The sequence below is a fragment of the Shewanella sp. VK101 genome (assembly GCF_056497865.1).
The window spans coordinates 2,406,687-2,423,426 of record NZ_CM151402.1 but is presented as its reverse complement, the minus strand read 5'-3'; the positions used below and the strand labels follow the sequence as shown (position 1 = coordinate 2,423,426).

Annotated in this window: 13 protein-coding genes; 6 read left to right on the top strand and 7 right to left on the bottom strand. The window is 52.9% G+C overall.

Features of this window, described 5'->3' with window-relative positions:
- Positions 1 to 56: 56 nt before the first annotated feature.
- Positions 57 to 950, bottom strand: a complete 894-nt coding sequence (locus tag ACSHSR_RS11030; protein ID WP_025889758.1) for a LysR family transcriptional regulator ArgP — start codon at positions 948 to 950, stop codon at positions 57 to 59.
- Positions 951 to 1,106: 156 nt separating this feature from the next.
- Here ACSHSR_RS11030 and ACSHSR_RS11025 point away from each other — a divergent pair, with 156 nt between their 5' ends.
- Positions 1,107 to 1,733, top strand: a complete 627-nt coding sequence (locus tag ACSHSR_RS11025; RefSeq protein WP_025009710.1) for a LysE/ArgO family amino acid transporter — start codon at positions 1,107 to 1,109, stop codon at positions 1,731 to 1,733.
- Between the two features lie 53 nt (positions 1,734 to 1,786).
- Here the strand turns inward: ACSHSR_RS11025 and ACSHSR_RS11020 are convergent, their stop codons facing one another.
- A complete protein-coding gene (locus ACSHSR_RS11020) occupies positions 1,787 to 3,112 on the bottom strand; it encodes an IS4 family transposase (protein WP_208184440.1) in 1,326 nt (441 codons plus the stop codon).
- A 117-nt stretch (positions 3,113 to 3,229) separates the two neighbouring features.
- Entirely contained in the window at positions 3,230 to 4,630 is a 1,401-nt protein-coding gene (gene asnS, locus ACSHSR_RS11015; RefSeq protein ID WP_025010304.1) for an asparagine--tRNA ligase, read from the bottom strand.
- Positions 4,631 to 4,831: 201 nt separating this feature from the next.
- On the opposite strand from asnS, the gene ACSHSR_RS11010 reads away from it, so the two are divergent.
- Positions 4,832 to 5,167: a hypothetical protein gene (locus ACSHSR_RS11010; RefSeq protein WP_025010305.1), complete on the top strand. Its 336-nt coding sequence runs from the start codon at positions 4,832 to 4,834 to the stop codon at positions 5,165 to 5,167.
- A gap of 17 nt (positions 5,168 to 5,184) precedes the next feature.
- Here ACSHSR_RS11010 and ACSHSR_RS11005 read toward each other — a convergent pair whose 3' ends face one another.
- Positions 5,185 to 5,754, bottom strand: a complete 570-nt coding sequence (locus ACSHSR_RS11005) for a CoA pyrophosphatase (RefSeq protein ID WP_096141932.1) — start codon at positions 5,752 to 5,754, stop codon at positions 5,185 to 5,187.
- 96 nt (positions 5,755 to 5,850) lie between these two features.
- Positions 5,851 to 7,260, bottom strand: coding sequence for an aminodeoxychorismate synthase component 1 (gene pabB, locus ACSHSR_RS11000; protein WP_479631492.1), 1,410 nt, complete (start codon positions 7,258 to 7,260; stop codon positions 5,851 to 5,853).
- A gap of 255 nt (positions 7,261 to 7,515) precedes the next feature.
- Here pabB and ACSHSR_RS10995 point away from each other — a divergent pair, with 255 nt between their 5' ends.
- The 3 genes from ACSHSR_RS10995 (at position 7,516) to ACSHSR_RS10985 (ending at position 13,139) form a co-directional block, all read left to right on the top strand.
- On the top strand, positions 7,516 to 9,033 hold the full coding sequence (locus tag ACSHSR_RS10995) for a fumarate hydratase (protein ID WP_025887332.1): 1,518 nt from the start codon (positions 7,516 to 7,518) through the stop codon (positions 9,031 to 9,033).
- Between the two features lie 66 nt (positions 9,034 to 9,099).
- Positions 9,100 to 11,145: a dipeptidyl-peptidase 5 gene (locus ACSHSR_RS10990; protein ID WP_025887333.1), complete on the top strand. Its 2,046-nt coding sequence runs from the start codon at positions 9,100 to 9,102 to the stop codon at positions 11,143 to 11,145.
- A gap of 224 nt (positions 11,146 to 11,369) precedes the next feature.
- Positions 11,370 to 13,139, top strand: a complete 1,770-nt coding sequence (locus ACSHSR_RS10985) for an acyl-CoA dehydrogenase (RefSeq protein ID WP_208221820.1) — start codon at positions 11,370 to 11,372, stop codon at positions 13,137 to 13,139.
- Positions 13,140 to 13,235: 96 nt separating this feature from the next.
- On the opposite strand, the gene dacB is transcribed toward ACSHSR_RS10985, so the two are convergent.
- On the bottom strand, positions 13,236 to 14,774 hold the full coding sequence (gene dacB, locus ACSHSR_RS10980) for a D-alanyl-D-alanine carboxypeptidase/D-alanyl-D-alanine endopeptidase (RefSeq protein ID WP_208221818.1): 1,539 nt from the start codon (positions 14,772 to 14,774) through the stop codon (positions 13,236 to 13,238).
- Between the two features lie 51 nt (positions 14,775 to 14,825).
- Positions 14,826 to 14,990, bottom strand: a complete 165-nt coding sequence (locus ACSHSR_RS10975; protein ID WP_093982798.1) for a hypothetical protein — start codon at positions 14,988 to 14,990, stop codon at positions 14,826 to 14,828.
- 349 nt (positions 14,991 to 15,339) lie between these two features.
- Here ACSHSR_RS10975 and pssA point away from each other — a divergent pair, with 349 nt between their 5' ends.
- A complete protein-coding gene (pssA, locus tag ACSHSR_RS10970; protein WP_479631491.1) occupies positions 15,340 to 16,653 on the top strand; it encodes a CDP-diacylglycerol--serine O-phosphatidyltransferase in 1,314 nt (437 codons plus the stop codon).
- Positions 16,654 to 16,740: the final 87 nt, after the last annotated feature.

Genomic DNA, 16,740 nt, shown 5'->3' with positions numbered 1-16,740 from the left:
TTTCAAGTTTACTGACACAGGCGGCCTATGGTCGCCTGTGTTTTTTCAACCGCTATTCATTCGGACAACAAGTGATTTCTGGCACTCGCCGCCAATGCCCTGAATACCAGAGTGGTCTGCTTGGCCTTAAGGTTCCAGTGTTGCCAGTAAAGCGGTACCCGCATCCGCATCATGGGTGTCAACTCTATCAAGCGCCCGGATGCCAACAGCGGCTCGGCCTGCAGATGGCCCACCAGGCCATAACCCAATCCCTGTAGAATCGCTTCCAAGAAGCCTTCCGATGACGGCACTGTGTGTTGCCACCATTGTCCCGGCAGCATTTCGAAGTAGCGCTTCAAGTACTTTTCATGCAGCTTGTCGCGGGTGGAGAATACCACTGCCGGCGCCGAGGCCAGCGAGTCGGTATCCGGCAAGCCGTCGAAAAAACGTTCGGCAAACTCAGGCGTGGCCACACAGGCATACTCCATCACCCCGAGAAACTCGCTGGAGCAGCCGTTCATCGCTTGACCCAAGGTGGTCACGCAGCCGACAGCCTCACCGTTTTTCAACAGGTGATGAGTGTAAGATTCATCATCCACTATCAATTCCAACAACCAACCTCGGCGGGCGAATATGGCGCTGATGGACGGTAGAAACCAGGTTGCCAGACTGTCGGCATTCACCGCGATTCTCACCACAGTGGGCATGGCCGGATCGTCGGCGTCCATTTCGGCTCTGAGCTCAGTCTCCAGCAGTTCGACCTGGGCATAGTGGCGCAAGAGCCGCTTCCCTGTTGGTGTCGGCACTACGGGATTACTCCTGACGAGCAGTGCTTGACCCACTCTTTCCTCAAGCTGCTTTATCCGCTGTGATACCGCCGATTGGGTCACATGCAGCCGTTTGGCTGCTCGCTCAAAACCGCCTTCGGCGACCACCACAGACAGGGCTTTGAGGTGACTGTAGTCCAGCATAAAAACTCCTTGGGTTAATCCTTGCTCGATTATAAGTTTTGCTAATGACCAATAAAAAACATTAGTTATATTAATTTTCTTGCCGGGAGTAAACTGCCGCCATTGAAAACTTTTATTGGTCGCCGGCTATCGCGGCGAACTGCTGTTGGAGAGATTATGCAAACCGCTTTCATTCAGGGCATGGGGATAGGTGCCAGTCTAATCATTGCCGTGGGAGCTCAAAACGCCTTTGTGTTGAAGCAAGGTATCAAGCGTGCTTATCCGTTTCCCATCGCCTTGACTTGCTCTTTGATAGACGCCCTGATGATTACTGCTGGCGTTGCCGGGCTAGGGCAGTTGATCTTGGCCGTGCCGGCCATCAAACATCTGGCGAGCTTTGGCGGCGCGGCCTTCCTGCTGTGGTACGGCTTCAATGCACTGCGCTCTTCATTCAAGAGTCAGGGGTTGCAGACCGGGGATGCTGAAGCGGCGGATTCATTTCGCAAGGCGATGATCACCACCTTGGCGATCAGCTTTTTGAACCCACACCTGTATCTGGATACAGTGGTTTTGCTCGGCAGCATAAGTACCCAGTTTGATACCGAGGTCAGGGGCTGGTTTGGTGCCGGGGCGGTGCTGGCTTCCTTTATCTGGTTCTTTAGTCTGAGCTTTGGCGCGCGCCTGCTGGCCCCCGTGTTCAGCCGTCCCGCGGCCTGGCGTTATCTGGACAGATTTATCTGGTTGACCATGTGGTCAATCGCCCTGGCTATTCTGTGGCCCTATTTTCAGGGAAGGGGCTTCTGAGGTAAGTTCAGGTATCTTGCAGAAAAACAAAAGCCCGCATTGCGTAATGCCGTTCACTTAGTGTGAACGGCATTTTTCTTAGGCTTAATGGGATACTTGTTTTTACTCATTTTTAACGCACGTGGATAGGCTCTATCCCGTTTCCCATCAAGCTTGAACTGCCTCGCATTACGCACTATGTCCAAGACCTCTCTCGGGACATTTCCAGGCGTTTGAGATGACAGTTGAGTCAGTTTAAAAATGATATAACTCGATGCATCTCTAAAGCTTAATTGGTTCGGATGTAACGACGGTAAGCTCTTAGCCATCAACATCATCTTGTATCTGATGAGGTTATAGGCCAATAGTACCCCCCACAATTCTTGGATAACCAACTCTGGCAATTGACTACGCAACGTAAAGCGACTCTCCAGAAGATGCTGCTTCATCTCCCGATAGCCCACTTCTATCTCCCATCGATGGGCATATAAATCCGCTATCTCTGCCCCCGGATAACGCAAGGGGTCTGTTAATGAGGTCAAAATGGAAACCGACTTACCTTTTATCGTCTTTGTCAGTAAGCGAGCTTCAATATTGTCAGGTAGCATAGGCCACTTCTTTCTGGCTTGAGGCGTGGTGGCTAACTGCACCAGTTGGTCGTGTTTTCCTAAAGAGCGTACCACTTCATATTGTGTCCCTTTCTTCAACGGCAGCAGCCAGTGACTGTTCGGTTGAGCCTGTTGCCAGGCGTGCAAAAGCCCCAACGAATAAAAGCCTCTGTCAAACAGCGTCAGGCTGTTATTGGGTATGCTTGATATCAGTTCGGCGGCTAAATTCATTTCACTGACAGCAACAGAATCAAAGGCACTGTTCAATACCAGGTGGCTGCTTAACTCCATCATGCAAACCATGCGAATTTGAGGATAGGCAGCATCACCAGAAGCGTTGGCGGTTTTGGCGAACACCTGATTGTTTTGCTCACTATCAGGTGTTCGCCACACGACACCATCGACACCGTAGAGGTTGAGCCCACACCAATGAGGATGCTCTGCTCTTTCATGCCAGGTCTTGGCACTTCGCTTAAACACATCCTGAACAACGTCAGAGCCCAATCGCTTACGCGCTTGCGTGACAGCACTGCGCGCAACGTAATCCACCTCTTGCGGTAAGACGATATCAAGCTTATTGATGAGTGAACGGACGGACTCGCCTCTGAACAGAGCCATACCAATCACCGCCCAAATCATGGCATCCATAGGTAACTTACGTCGTCTTAAACTGGCAACACCATGTGAATCAAGGCACGACTGAATTAACTCAGGCTCAAGTACATCGGCCAGACAGGTGAATTCGGTAAGACGATTGATATGAGTACGCGCCAAAGCTTCTGAAAGTTGCATAAAAAAATCCGATGACATGGGGTCATCGGATTTTGATCCTTTCAGTGAGATCGTCAAGCGATCTGTCTTAACTGATCGGCATTACGCCCTGAAGCGCGTTTTTTGGATAAGAGTTCGTTAGAAGTTGGCGCTTCTTGGGGCGCGAGGGAAGGGGATCACATCGCGGATGTTGGAAACACCGGTAACATAAGACACCAGACGCTCGAAGCCCAGACCGAAACCTGAGTGAGGCACAGTGCCATAACGGCGCAGATCTCTATACCACCAGTAATCTTCCTTGTTGAGGTTCATCTCGGCCAGGCGCATATCCAGTACATCCAGGCGCTCTTCACGCTGTGAACCACCGATAATTTCACCTATACCGGGGGCCAATACGTCCATCGCCGCCACTGTCTTGCCATCTTCGTTGAGACGCATATAGAAGGCCTTGATATCTTTTGGATAGTTCTTCACTACCACAGGAGCCTTGAAGTGCTCTTCGGCCAGATAACGCTCATGCTCGGATTGCAGATCTATGCCCCACTCGACATCGTACTCAAACTGCTTACCGCAGTTTTTGAGGATCTCAACGGCATCTGTGTAATCCACCTGGGCAAAGTCACTGCTGACAAAGTTCTCCAGACGCTCAATCACGCCTTTATCGACGCGCTGGGCAAAGAACTGCAGATCGTCCATCCGCTCTTCCAGCACCGCCTTGAAGGCGTACTTGAGCATGGCTTCGGCCAGACCGGCAATGTCGTTCAGATCGGCAAAGGCCACTTCCGGCTCAACCATCCAGAACTCAGCCAGATGACGGCTGGTGTTGGAGTTTTCGGCGCGGAAAGTAGGGCCAAAGGTGTAAATCTTTGACAGGGCACAGGCGTAGGTTTCGCCGTTGAGTTGGCCGGATACGGTCAGAAACGCCTCTTTGCCGAAGAAGTCTTCGTCATAGTTCACCTTGCCATCGGCAGTGCGTGGCAGGTTTTCCATGTCCAGCGTCGATACCCGGAACATTTCACCGGCGCCTTCACAGTCTGAGGCGGTGATCAGTGGGGTAGAGACCCAGATAAAGCCATTTTCGTGATAGAAACGGTGAATCGCCTGTGACAGGCAGTTACGTACCCGGGCAACTGCACCAATGATGTTGGTACGTGGACGCAGATGCGCCAGTTCCCTCAGGTGTTCAACCGAGTGACGCTTGGCGGCCATAGGGTAGGTATCAGGATCTTCAACCCAGCCAGTGACTTCCACTTGGGTCACTTGCAGTTCAAAGTCCTGGCCTGAGCCTGGGCTTTCAACCACTTCACCTGTGACAATCACGGAGCAGCCGGCAGTGAGCTTCAGCACTTCGTCATTGTAATTGGGTAAGCTATTTGGCACCACGCCCTGGATAGGATCGAAACAGGAACCATCATAGACGGCAAGAAACGAGATGCCGGCCTTGGAATCACGACGGGTTCTAACCCAGCCACGTACAGTGACCTGTGAACCGACCGCATGCTCACCTTTAAATACAGATGCGACAGATGCAATGCTCATTATTGCTTAGTTCTCCAATGAAACGTTTTATGCTTCAACTCGGCCCCGAAAATAGTTCGAGAGCAGAAATCAGGCAAATCCCTGACTATATTGATGACACAGGAAAAAATTTGGAGGTTTATATTACCTTGCTGGTGGCTTTTCTCAAGCTGAAAAAGGTATTCTGGGGGTAATATCCCCCTTCAGACGGAAGGAGTTCGGATGAAGAAGGTGAAAATCTTTCAATATCTGTTGGCAAGCCTATCGATTATAGGCTGGTCACTGGCAATTTATGCCCTGCTGGTATTCGATAAGGCGAGGCCGGACAGGGCCGTAGGCTACTTCTTCAGCAAAGGGGCGCCGGTGCGTTTGTACTGGGACCCTCAGCAAACCATGCTATTGGAATACATCATCTGGGCTTGCGCCGCCATCAGTTTCCTCAGTCTGGCTTTTAACTGGTATGTGGCCCATCACAGCCGTTTGGGTTACTGGTTCAATATTCCACTGTTGCTGCTCTCATCCACCGCCGCCGGCTTGTATCTGCGTTTCTTTATCTAAGCCTTCATGTTGTGTTGTCAGCGCAGTTGCCGACAGAGCATATCGATAATCGCCGCTGTCGCGCCCCAAATAAAGTGCCTGCGATAGGGAATAAAGGTGACAGGGTAGAAATGGCCGCGGCGCTCGAACATTGCCGTGTGACGATTTTCCTCTTCCAGTAAAAACGCCAGCGGCACCCGAAACAGCTCCTGCACTTCGCCCGGGTCAATTTTGGCCTCAAAGGGCGATTTTACCCAGCCAAGTACAGGGGTGATCTCAAAGCCGGTAAAGGTGGGGTGATTGGGAAGTTGACCTATGATTTCGACATTGTCCGGTGCCAAACCTATCTCTTCTTCGGCCTCTCTGAGGGCTGTCATGATAAGGTTCTGATCTTCGGCTTCCGGTTTGCCGCCTGGAAAGCTCACCTGACCGGGATGAGCCTTAAGATGCTTCGGCCTCTGGGTCAGGATAAGCTCCGGTCCCTGTAAACCCGGCTCCAGTGCGATAAGTACAGCGGCGGCTCTGAGTTTGGCCGGGGTCAAAGGGCTAGAATGGTATCGACTCAGGGCTCTGAGTTGAAAACGGGTCAACAGCTCGTCTTTATCCATAGCGTCCTTGAAGTCGATTGAAGTAATCAATAACCCAAGCCATTATTGTCCTGTCTTCGCAAAGAAGTCTCAACCAGCTTGAATGCAGGTATCAGGCTAAGGCGAGTCTGGCTCCGGGGCTAATAGCGGCAGTATTCGACTCACTTTATCATAGGTTTCCTGGTATTCGGCATCCACGTCTGAGTCGGCCACTATACCGCCGCCAGCCCAGCAATAGAGCTGTCCGGAATCGGCAACCAGGGTTCGAATGGTGATGCTGCTGTCCATTTTGCCATCCTGACTCAGATACCCGATGGCGCCGCAGTAGAGTGAGCGGCGACTGGGCTCCAGCTCTTCGATAATTTCCATGGCGCGGATCTTGGGCGCGCCCGTGATAGAGCCGCCGGGGAAGGCGGCCCTCAGCAAGTCTGTGGCCTGATAACCCGGTGCCAGTTCGGCGGTTACTGTGCTGACCAGATGGTGCACCGCCGGAAAGCTTTCTATGGCAAACAGATGCGGCACGGCCACACTGCCGGGGCTGGCAACCTTACCAATATCGTTGCGCAGCAGATCCACTATCATCAGGTTTTCGGCTCGGTCTTTTTCCGACCCCGCCAGCTGTTTGGCAAGTTCCCTGTCTTGCTGTTCATCGGCACTTCGGGGCAGGGTGCCCTTGATGGGCTTGGTTTCAATATGGCGATTGGAACCCAGGGCAATAAAACGCTCGGGTGAGATGGACAGGATACAGTTGTGCTCCAGGCGAATAAAGGCAGAAAAGGGCGCGCCGTTGGCTTGCCTGAGCTTACGATAGGCTTGCCACTCATCACCTTGATAGTCGGCCTGGAATCTTTGGGTCAGATTGATCTGATAACAATCGCCGCTGTGAAGATATTGCTGCACTTTGGCAAACTTGTCGCCATATTGCTCGCGGCTGAGCTGCGAGCGCCACTCACCGCTGAGTCGGAACGCTTTCTGGTCAAGGTGCTTATTGGGGCTGTTTGTGACTTTGGACGTCAGCCACGACAGGGTTGCTGTCAGCGCCTTTTCGCCGCGGTAGTGCACCAATTGCCAGCACTCTAATTGCTTATCGCGAATAAGAGCCCAGTCATAAAGACCGACATTCATCTCCGGCAGAGCGATATCGGCTGCGGCCAGTTTTGGCAGTTTTTCAAGTCTGCGGCCAAGATCGTAGCTGAAGGCGCCCACCGCGCCGCCGCTAAAAGGCAGATTGACCTGCATGGCATTGGGAAAATACTGTTGCAGCAGTTGTTGCAGCAAGGCAAAAGGATCGTCACTTGAGCGTCGTACGCCGCTCGCCTCAGAGATTTGGGTGGTTTCAGCCATGGTCACCAGTCTGGCTATTGGCTCGGCAACTATGATGTCGTATCTGGCGTCACTGTGCTTGGCATCGGCCGAATCCAGCAGCATGGCCCAAGGCTCACTGCTGAAGTGGGAAAACAGCTCTAAGGTTGAGAGTTGCCAATCAAGAACGCGAATGGCGGGAGGGCAAATAGCCTGCTGGTACATCGAACGACCCTATCTGAAAATGTGATGTAGCCCAAAAAGGAACGAAAGAGTATCATAACGGCCACAAAAAACTAATAAAACCACCCCTGGCCCTTGGTGAAAACGCGTTGTATCACGGCTTTGCTGTCGTTTTGAGCATTTTTGTGTCGCAAAACCGACAAGCGGAGCCTGAAATTCAAGGCTTTGGCTTGAATCTCTGTTGAGCGTTGATCCTGAGCTGAAGGGGCGGATCCTTAGGCTAATGGAGCGCCAAACATGTCTGTAATCAAGCAAGCTGACTTTATCGACAGCATCAGTGATGCCCTGCAATATATCTCCTATTACCATCCCAAAGATTTTATCGACGCCATGGCCGCCGCCTATGAGCGTGAGCAGAGCCAGGCTGCCAAGGATGCAATTGCCCAGATTTTGATCAACTCGCGCATGTCTGCCGAAGGGCACAGACCCCTGTGTCAGGATACCGGCATTGTGACCTGTTATGTCTATCTGGGGATGGGCGTGCAGTGGGACAAGACTGATATGACAGTGCAGCAGATGGTGGATGAAGGCGTGCGCCGCGCTTATACCAATCCTGATAACCCGCTGCGGGCCTCAATAGTGGCCGACCCGGCCGGCAGTCGCAAGAATACCCGCGATAACACACCTTCTGTGGTGCATATTCAGATGGTTCCCGGCGATCATATCGAAGTGGCCATTGCCGCCAAGGGCGGCGGCAGTGAAAACAAGGCCAAGATGGTGATGCTCAATCCATCTGACGATATCGCCGCCTGGGTTGAGAAGACACTGCCAACCATGGGCGCCGGCTGGTGTCCACCGGGTATGCTGGGAATAGGTATTGGCGGCACCGCCGAGAAAGCCGCTGTGCTTGCCAAGGAAGCCTTGATGGAGAGCGTGGATATTCACGAGTTGATGGAACGCGGCGCCGAAACCACGGAAGAGAAGCTGCGTTTGGATATCTTCGAGCGCGCCAACAACTTAGGCATTGGTGCCCAGGGCCTGGGCGGTTTGACTACTGTACTGGACGTTAAAATCAAGACAGCACCAACCCACGCCGCCTCCAAGCCTGTGGTGATGATCCCTAACTGCGCCGCCACCCGTCATGTGCATTTCCATCTTGATGGCAGCGGCCCAGCCGAGTTGACTCCGCCAAGTCTTGATGACTGGCCGGAAATCACCTGGGAAGTGGGTGAGAGCGTGCGCAGGGTCAATCTCGATACCGTTACCCAGGAAGAGATTGAAAGCTGGAACAGCGGCGATACTCTGCTGCTCTCGGGTAAGATGCTCACCGGCCGAGACGCGGCTCACAAACGGATCCAGAGCCTGATTGAAAGCGGTGAAGGCTTGCCTGAAGGAGTTGATTTCACTGGTAAATTCATCTATTACGTAGGTCCAGTCGACCCGGTAGGTGATGAAGTGGTTGGCCCGGCCGGCCCGACAACCGCTACCCGTATGGATAAGTTTACCGATCTTATGCTGGATAAGACGGGTCTGATGGGCATGATAGGCAAGGCCGAACGTGGTCCGGCCACAGTCGAATCTATCCGCAAGCACAAGGCGGTATACTTGATGGCCGTCGGCGGCGCTGCTTATCTGGTGTCCAAGGCGATTAAGCAATCCCGTGTGGTGGCGTTTGAAGATCTCGGGATGGAAGCCATCTATGAGTTTGACGTCAAGGATATGCCTGTTACTGTAGCGGTTGACTCCAACGGGGTGAATGCGCACGAAACCGGCCCGGCAATCTGGAAGGTGAATATCCAGAACGCCAAGGCTTAAGCTGAACCTTGAGGGGCCAATTGGCCCCTTTTGCATTGCAATCAACAACCAATAAGAAGATTTATAATGAAAACCAACCCACTATTGATGGCGCTGCTCGCCGCAGGTCTGGCTCTGCCGGCGCTGGCTGCCGATAAGGCACCTTTTACTGTCCAGGATCTGGTCAAGCTCAACAAACTCCATTCTGCCGCTGTATCCAATGATGGCACCAAGCTTATCTACGGCCTGAAGAAGGTCACCGACGATGGCAGCAGCTCAGATCTCTATCTTTTGGATCTCAGTGACAAGAACGCGGCGCCCAAGCAACTGACTTCTGCACCGGGTACTGAGCACGATGTGGCCTTCAGCAGCGACGACAAGCAAGTCTATTTTATCGCCGCCCGTGATGGCAGCAGCCAACTGTATCGCTTGCCGCTGGATGGTGGTGAAGCCCAGGCCGTATCTGATTTGCCTCTGGGTATCGACGGCTACAAATTATCGGCCGATGGCAAGCAGGTGGTGATGAGCATTCGTGTTTTTCCTGAGTGCGACACCCTGGAATGTTCAAAAGCCAAGTTTGATAAAGAAGCCGAGCGCAAGAGTACAGGTCGTGAATACGATCAGTTGATGGTGCGTCACTGGGACACCTGGTCTGACCATGCCCGTAATCACCTGTTTGTGGCGCAGCTTGAAAACGGCAAGCTGGGTAAGCCGGTGGATGTGACCAAGGGCCTGGATACCGAAACCCCACCCAAGCCATTTTCCGGCATGGAAGAGGTGACATTCAGCCCGGATGGCAAATATATTGTCTACAGTGCCAAGGCACCGAGTAAAGATCAGGCCTGGACCACCAACTACGATCTCTGGCAAGTGCCGGTCACAGGTGGCAAGGCCAAGAATCTCACCGAAGATAACCAGGCCTGGGATGCTCAGCCGGTGTTTTCCGCCGATGGCCGCTATCTGGCCTATCTGGCGATGAAAAAGCCCGGATTCGAGGCCGACAGATACCGCATCATGCTCAAAGACACAGTCACGGGTCAGAGCAAGGAAGTGGCGCCCATGTGGGACAGAAGCCCGGCCTCGCTGAGCTTTGGTAAAGATAACAACACCCTGTATGTGACCGCTCAGGATCTGGGGCAGGTGTCTGTATTTGCCATCAACACCCAGTTTGGTGATGTGCGCGCCATTTACAACGATGGCAGCAACAGCCTGGTGGGTCTGGCGGGCGATCGTTTGATCATCAATCATAAGTCTTTGGTGGAACCGGGCGATCTCTACTCCATCAACATGGAAGGGCAAAACCTGACCCGTTTGACTGAAGTCAACAAGGCCAAGCTGGACAAGGTCAAGTTCGGTGAGTTCGAGCAGTTCAGCTTCAAGGGCTGGAACAACGAAGAGGTTTATGGTTACTGGCTCAAGCCGGCCAACTTCAAGAAAGGCAAGCAGTATCCGGTGGCCTTCCTGGTACACGGCGGCCCACAAGGTTCATTCGGCAACAGTTTCAGCTTCCGCTGGAATCCTCAGCTGTGGGCCGGTGCCGGATATGCTGTGGTGATGGTGGATTTCCACGGCTCTACCGGCTATGGTCAGGCCTTTACCGATTCCATCAGCCTGGACTGGGGCGGTAAGCCTTTGGAAGATTTGCAAAAAGGTCTGGCTGCGGTTGCCAAACAGCAGAAGTGGATAGATGCCGATAACGCCTGTGCCCTCGGTGGCTCCTACGGCGGTTACATGATGAACTGGATCCAGGGCAACTGGAACGACGGTTTCAAATGCCTGGTTAACCATGCCGGCTTGTTTGATATGCGCTCCATGTACCATGTGACCGAGGAACTCTGGTTCCCTGAGCATGAGTTTGGCGGCAGCTACGAGCAGGCCAAGGATCTTTATGAGAAGTTCAATCCGGCCAACTATGTGGAAAACTGGAAGACTCCTATGTTGGTGATCCACGGTGAGAAAGACTTCCGGGTACCTTACGGTCAGGGTTTGGCGGCGTTCAGCTATATGCAGCGCAATAATATCCCTTCGGAGTTGCTGATCTATCCGGACGAAAACCACTGGATCCTCAACCCCAATAACCTTGAGCAGTGGTACGCCAAGGTACTGGGCTGGATGGACCGCTGGACCAAATAAAGGTGGCGATAGCGTTTAGTCAACAAAACCGGCCTGATGGCCGGTTTTTTCATGGCTTGAATAAAGGTGTTTTGCAGCCGAAGAGTCCCACTCGTTAATGGGCTGCTGGTAGGCGTTTTTTGTGGTCGCTGTCTTGCTAATTCTACCTTTGGCGCATTGTATTGCGGTGACATCTGGGTTAGATTGAAACAAGTGTTTAAATCTAACGTTTAAAGAGTCTGCTGATGAATCCCTACCAAGCTCCGTTAACCGATATGCGCTTTTTGCTTGAGCACGTCTTTGATGCCGAACAAACCTGGTCTTCATTGCCTGCGATGGCCGATGCGGTCGATCTCGATACTGCCGCTGCCATCCTCGAAGAAGGCGCCAAACTGTGTCGCGACCTTATCCATCCTATAAACCGCAATGGTGATGAACAAGGAGTAAGTTTCGAGGCTGCCAAGGTGATCACACCCGATGGCTATAAAGAGGCCTATGCCGAGTTTGCCGCCGGTGGTTGGGTAGGGCTGTGCGGCGATCCTGAGCTGGGAGGAATGGGGATGCCGAAAATGCTCGGTGTCATGGTCGATGAAATGGGTTATAGCGCCTGTAACGCTTTTACACTTTACAGCGCACTGACCGCAGGTGCTGCACTGTGTATTCATGCCCACGGCAGTGAGGAGCTCAAGGCCAAATATTTGCCAAAACTCTACTCAGGCGAATGGGCCGGCGCCATGGATATGACAGAGCCTCAGGCAGGTTCGGACCTGCGTAATATCCGCACCCGCGCCGAACCGACCGACAGCGGCAGTTTCCTTATCAGTGGTTCAAAAATTTTCATCACAGGTGGCGATCAGGACTTGACCGAGAACCTGGTTCACCTGGTGCTGGCCAAAATCAGCGGCAGCAAAGGCATCTCGCTGTTCCTGGTACCTAAGTTCAAGGTGGCCGATGACTGCAGTTTGGGCGAAGCCAACGGTGTAACCGTCGGTGCCATAGAGCACAAGATGGGCCTCAAGGGCTCGGCGACTTGTGTGATGAATTTTGATGATGCCGAGGGTTACCTTATCGGCGAGCCCAACCGTGGCCTGGTGTGCATGTTCACCATGATGAATTATGAACGTCTGTCCATAGGTATTCAGGGGCTTGGTAGTGCTCAGGGCGCATATCAAATGGCGGCCGACTATGCCAAAGAGCGCCTCCAGGGCGTTGCTGCCGGCGGCTCACCAACCGGTAGCGATTCCGATCCTATATTGGTACACGGCGACGTGCGCCGCATGCTGCTGAATATCCGCGCCATGACAGAAGCGGGAAGGGCCTTGGCCATGCTCACAGGTAAACAGCTGGATCTGGCCAAGTTTGCCGAAGATGAAGCGGTTAAAGCCAAAGCCAGTCGTTACGTGGGCCTCCTGACTCCTGTCGCCAAGGCGTTTCTGACCGATCGCGGTCTGGACGCCACCATAATGGCGCAGCAGGTATTCGGTGGTCACGGCTATATTCGAGAGACAGGCATAGAGCAGTTGGTGCGTGACACCCGTATCGCCCAGATTTATGAAGGCACCAATGGTATTCAGGCCATCGACTTTTTGGGACGTAAGCTCACAGGTGACCGCCTGGCGACCCTGAATGAGTTTATCGCCGATATCAAGGCCGATATGGCGAGCTTCGAAAAAGTATCAAATGAGCAGAAACAGCGCGTTGAAAGCCTTTTCGACCAGTTTGCCAGCGCGATTGCCGCTATTAACGAGCAAAAAGGCGATAAGCCTGCGCTCATTAACGCCTTGGCGGTTGAAGCCTTGGATGCCTTTGGTTACATACTCTACGGTTACCTGTGGCTGTTGATGGCAGATAAGGCACTTGCTGCAACCGATACGCTCGAGCCGGGCTTTGCCGAGGTCAAGAGCCAACTGAAGGAGTTCTACTTTGCCAAGTTGTTGGCCAAAGCCGATTTCCACTTGAGTCAGCTGGTCAGTGGTGATGACAGTGTGATGGCCCTTGCGCCCGAGCTGTTCTGAGAACGCAGAAGTATTCAAGCTAAATTGAAAGAGCCGCGATAAGCGGCTCTTTTCTTATGGCTTTATTACTGTTTTAAGAGCTTTGAAGGTGCTTCACTAACGGGCGCTGACATTAAGCTCTGTCTGCGCTTTGTCCTGCTGTGTTGGTTTGGGCTTGTCTTGCTCTTTTGCCGCCAGTTGGCTTTCTGCGCGGCTGTTTGCACGGTAATCTGTCAGCCCCTGCAGCAAAAGTGTGGCAAAGGGCGCGGCTTCAAGCTCCTTACTCTGGGGGCTCAAACCATTTTCCAGTACCACAAACAGGTATCTGGGCACTTGCTTGTCACTGTTATCGGTAACATAACCGGCCAGATTCACCACACCCTGCATACTGCCTGTCTTGGCCCAGACTCTGCCCTTGAGCGGTTTGTTGGCGTAGCGCTTGCGGTACTTCAAGGTGCCGCTGTGGCCGGAAACCGGCAGCTTGTGCATCAACCACTGGTAATCTGGGGTATCGGCAATCAATCGCAGCAACTGCGCCAGTTGTCTGGCATTGAGCAGGTTGTAGCGTGACAACCCAGAGCCGTCTATCAGTTGGGCTCTTTCCAACACTACGCCCTTTTCCGCCAGCACTTCCCTGATGGCCTTGGCACCGGCACTGAAACTGGCGCCATCACCATAATAGTGTTTACCCAGCTGTTTAAGCAGGCTGTCGGCAATCAGGTTGTCAGATTCCAGCAGCATGGTTTCCAAAAGCTCGGGCAGGGCATCCGAGGCATGACTGGCCACCACCCTTGAGCTGGCCGGTAGCTGATTGGAGGTCAGTATCTTGCCTTTGATACTGAGTTTGCCCTTGATAATGCCGGCGACGCTGTCGATGGCATATTGGCCGGGGTCGTTGACCGCCAGTGCCAACGGCAATACCTGGGAGCCCGGGAAACAGCCACTGAAATGAAAGTGGTTGCCGGGTAATCGGTCGAGTTGCAGTTCGCAAAAGCCCTGCTTGTGGCCCTTGTCGAAGATGGCGTTGGTGGTCAGTTTGACTGGCAGATAAACCGGCGCGGAAATTTTGGCTTTGTCCGAGGCGAGTGTGGGCTCGAGTTTGCCATGGACACAGTTTTGGTTGATCACATAGCTGGAGACGGGCGCCGCGTAGCAGATCCCCAAATCATCCCATACCCAACCGGGCGCTCGCAGCTGCTCATGGGTTTCTCCTATCAAGATAAGATTGCCCTGGACCTGGCTAATACCCGCTTCGGTGACACGCTTGAACAGCTCAGTCAGATCCCGGCGCGTTAAGGTAGGATCGCCACTGAACAGCAAATAGAGATCGCCTTTAAGCACGCCGCTTTTTGGCGAGCCGGTACTGAGAATACTGGTGTGATAGCGAAACTCTTCTCCCAGCAGCTCGGTGGCTGTTACCGCGGTCAGCAGTTTTTGGGTACTGGCCGGGATCATCAGGGTTTCACTGTTGTGGCTCAGCAGTTGCTCGCCGCTTTGCAAATCTTCTATCCAGACGGCAGTTTGCGATGAGGCCGGGGTAATCAGATTTAAAAGATCATCGAGAGAGGTATTATCGGCCTTCAAAGAGGAAGACAGCGCCATGGCGCTCAATAATAACAGTGGACGTGCCAAGCCCTGCAAGGACAGCTGTGGCATGGAAAAGCCTCCGGTTCCGTGAATGCTTTTGAGAGTATAACCTGCAGGGCCTTAGCTGTCGTCCTTGTCCATCAGCGAATAAAGTTTCAATGTGACTATCAACACCAGACCGATAAACAGTGGCAGTACCAAAGGGCCGAGATAGGTTTTGAAGTGAAACAGGGCCCAGGCCGCGAGCAGGGTGCCAATAAGAGTGAACCAGAATTGTTTGTTCATTGTCGTCCAGTTTGAGTTCAGTAAGTGAGAGGCTCAAGGGCATATTAGTGTATAAGGCTAATGCGCTGATAACAGGGCTGCCATCACAAAAGCGTGATCTGGGTCGGCTTAAGAGTGCAAGCCGCATTATAGAGAGCGCTTTTTGGGTTAAATAGCGCCGAAATCGTGAACCAATAGCGACTGTTGGCGAGAAAAGGCTTGCCCGGGCCGGGACAAGTGGGTAATTTCTATTGCCTTATTCGCCCCGCAGCGGATCTTTGTCGATCTCGCCATACAGGGGAAGGACATTCTTGCCGGGAAACACAGGGAGCGAGTGGATTGCCGGAACATACAGTGACAGGAGGATACCTTGCTGGATAAGCTGGGTGGAATTGCCATAGCGCCGGATGCATTGCACTGGTTGCTGACCCCAAGTAACTTCAAACAGACCTTGATTGAGCGGATCCGTAGCGCCAAAGAGGCTATCTATATTGCGGCACTCTATCTGGAAGACGATGAGGCCGGACGCGAAATACTTGCCGAACTGCTGGCGGCCAAGGCAGCCAGACCCGAACTCGAAATCAAGGTGTTGGTGGATTTTCACCGTGCCCGTCGCGGCCTTATCGGCCACAAGGGTGATGGCGGCAACAACCTGATGTACCGTCAGGTGATGGCGCAAGCACAGCAGCGCTTCAACATTTATGGTGTGCCGGTGAAATCCCGCGAGTTTATGGGAGTACTGCACCTCAAGGGCTTTATTGTCGATGATGCCGTGATATACAGCGGCGCCAGCCTCAATAATATCTACCTGCAGCAGAAAGATAGATACCGTTTCGATCGCTACCATGTGCTGGAGTCGACCGAGCTGGCTGCCAGCATGCGAGAGATGATTGACAGTGCCATTTTGAGCGACAAAGCGGTCAGTTGCCTGAGCTGTCCGGAAGAAGAGGAAGTGCTGCCTGAAAAAATTGATGTCAGAAGCTTTAAACAGCGACTGTCGGCGGCAAGCTATCAATTCAAGGGCGTTGAAGAGGGATTGCGGGTCACGCCGCTTTTGGGGCTCGGACGCAAGCGCAATCCGCTCAACAAGGCGGTACTCGCCATGGTGGAGGAGTCCAAGGAATCACTCTTTATTTGCACGCCCTATTTTAACCCGCCCTATGCTTTGGTGCGGGCGCTGGTTAAACACCTGCGCAACGGAAAGCGCCTGGATATTCTGGTGGGTGACAAGACGGCCAATGACTTTTATATCCCACCGGAACAGGATTTTTCCACCATAGGTGCCTTGCCGTATCTCTATGAGCAGTCGCTGCGCAAGTTTGTCAAACGCCAGCAGTGGGCGGTGGATCAGGGGCTACTCAATATCCATCTGTGGAAGCATGACAACAACAGCTATCACCTCAAAGGGGTGAGCATGGATGGTCGCAAACACCTGCTCACCGGCAGCAATCTCAATCCGCGGGCCTGGGCCCTGGATCTGGAAAATGGTTTGCTGCTGCATGATGACAAACAAGTGCTGGCCGAGTCTTTTGTCAAAGAGCAACAACATCTGCTGCTGCACAGCCAGCGTTTGTATCATTACAGCCAGATAGATACCTTGCAGAGTTACCCCAAGCCGGTAAAGAAAATCATGAACCGCATTCGCAGGCTCAAGGCCGACTTTCTGCTGCGGCGTATTCTCTGATAGCGCTTTCCCCAAGCGCTTGGCCGAATGAGAGCATGATTGCAGAACTTCATTCCGTTATGGTTTAACCTTGGCTTATTCAGTCAA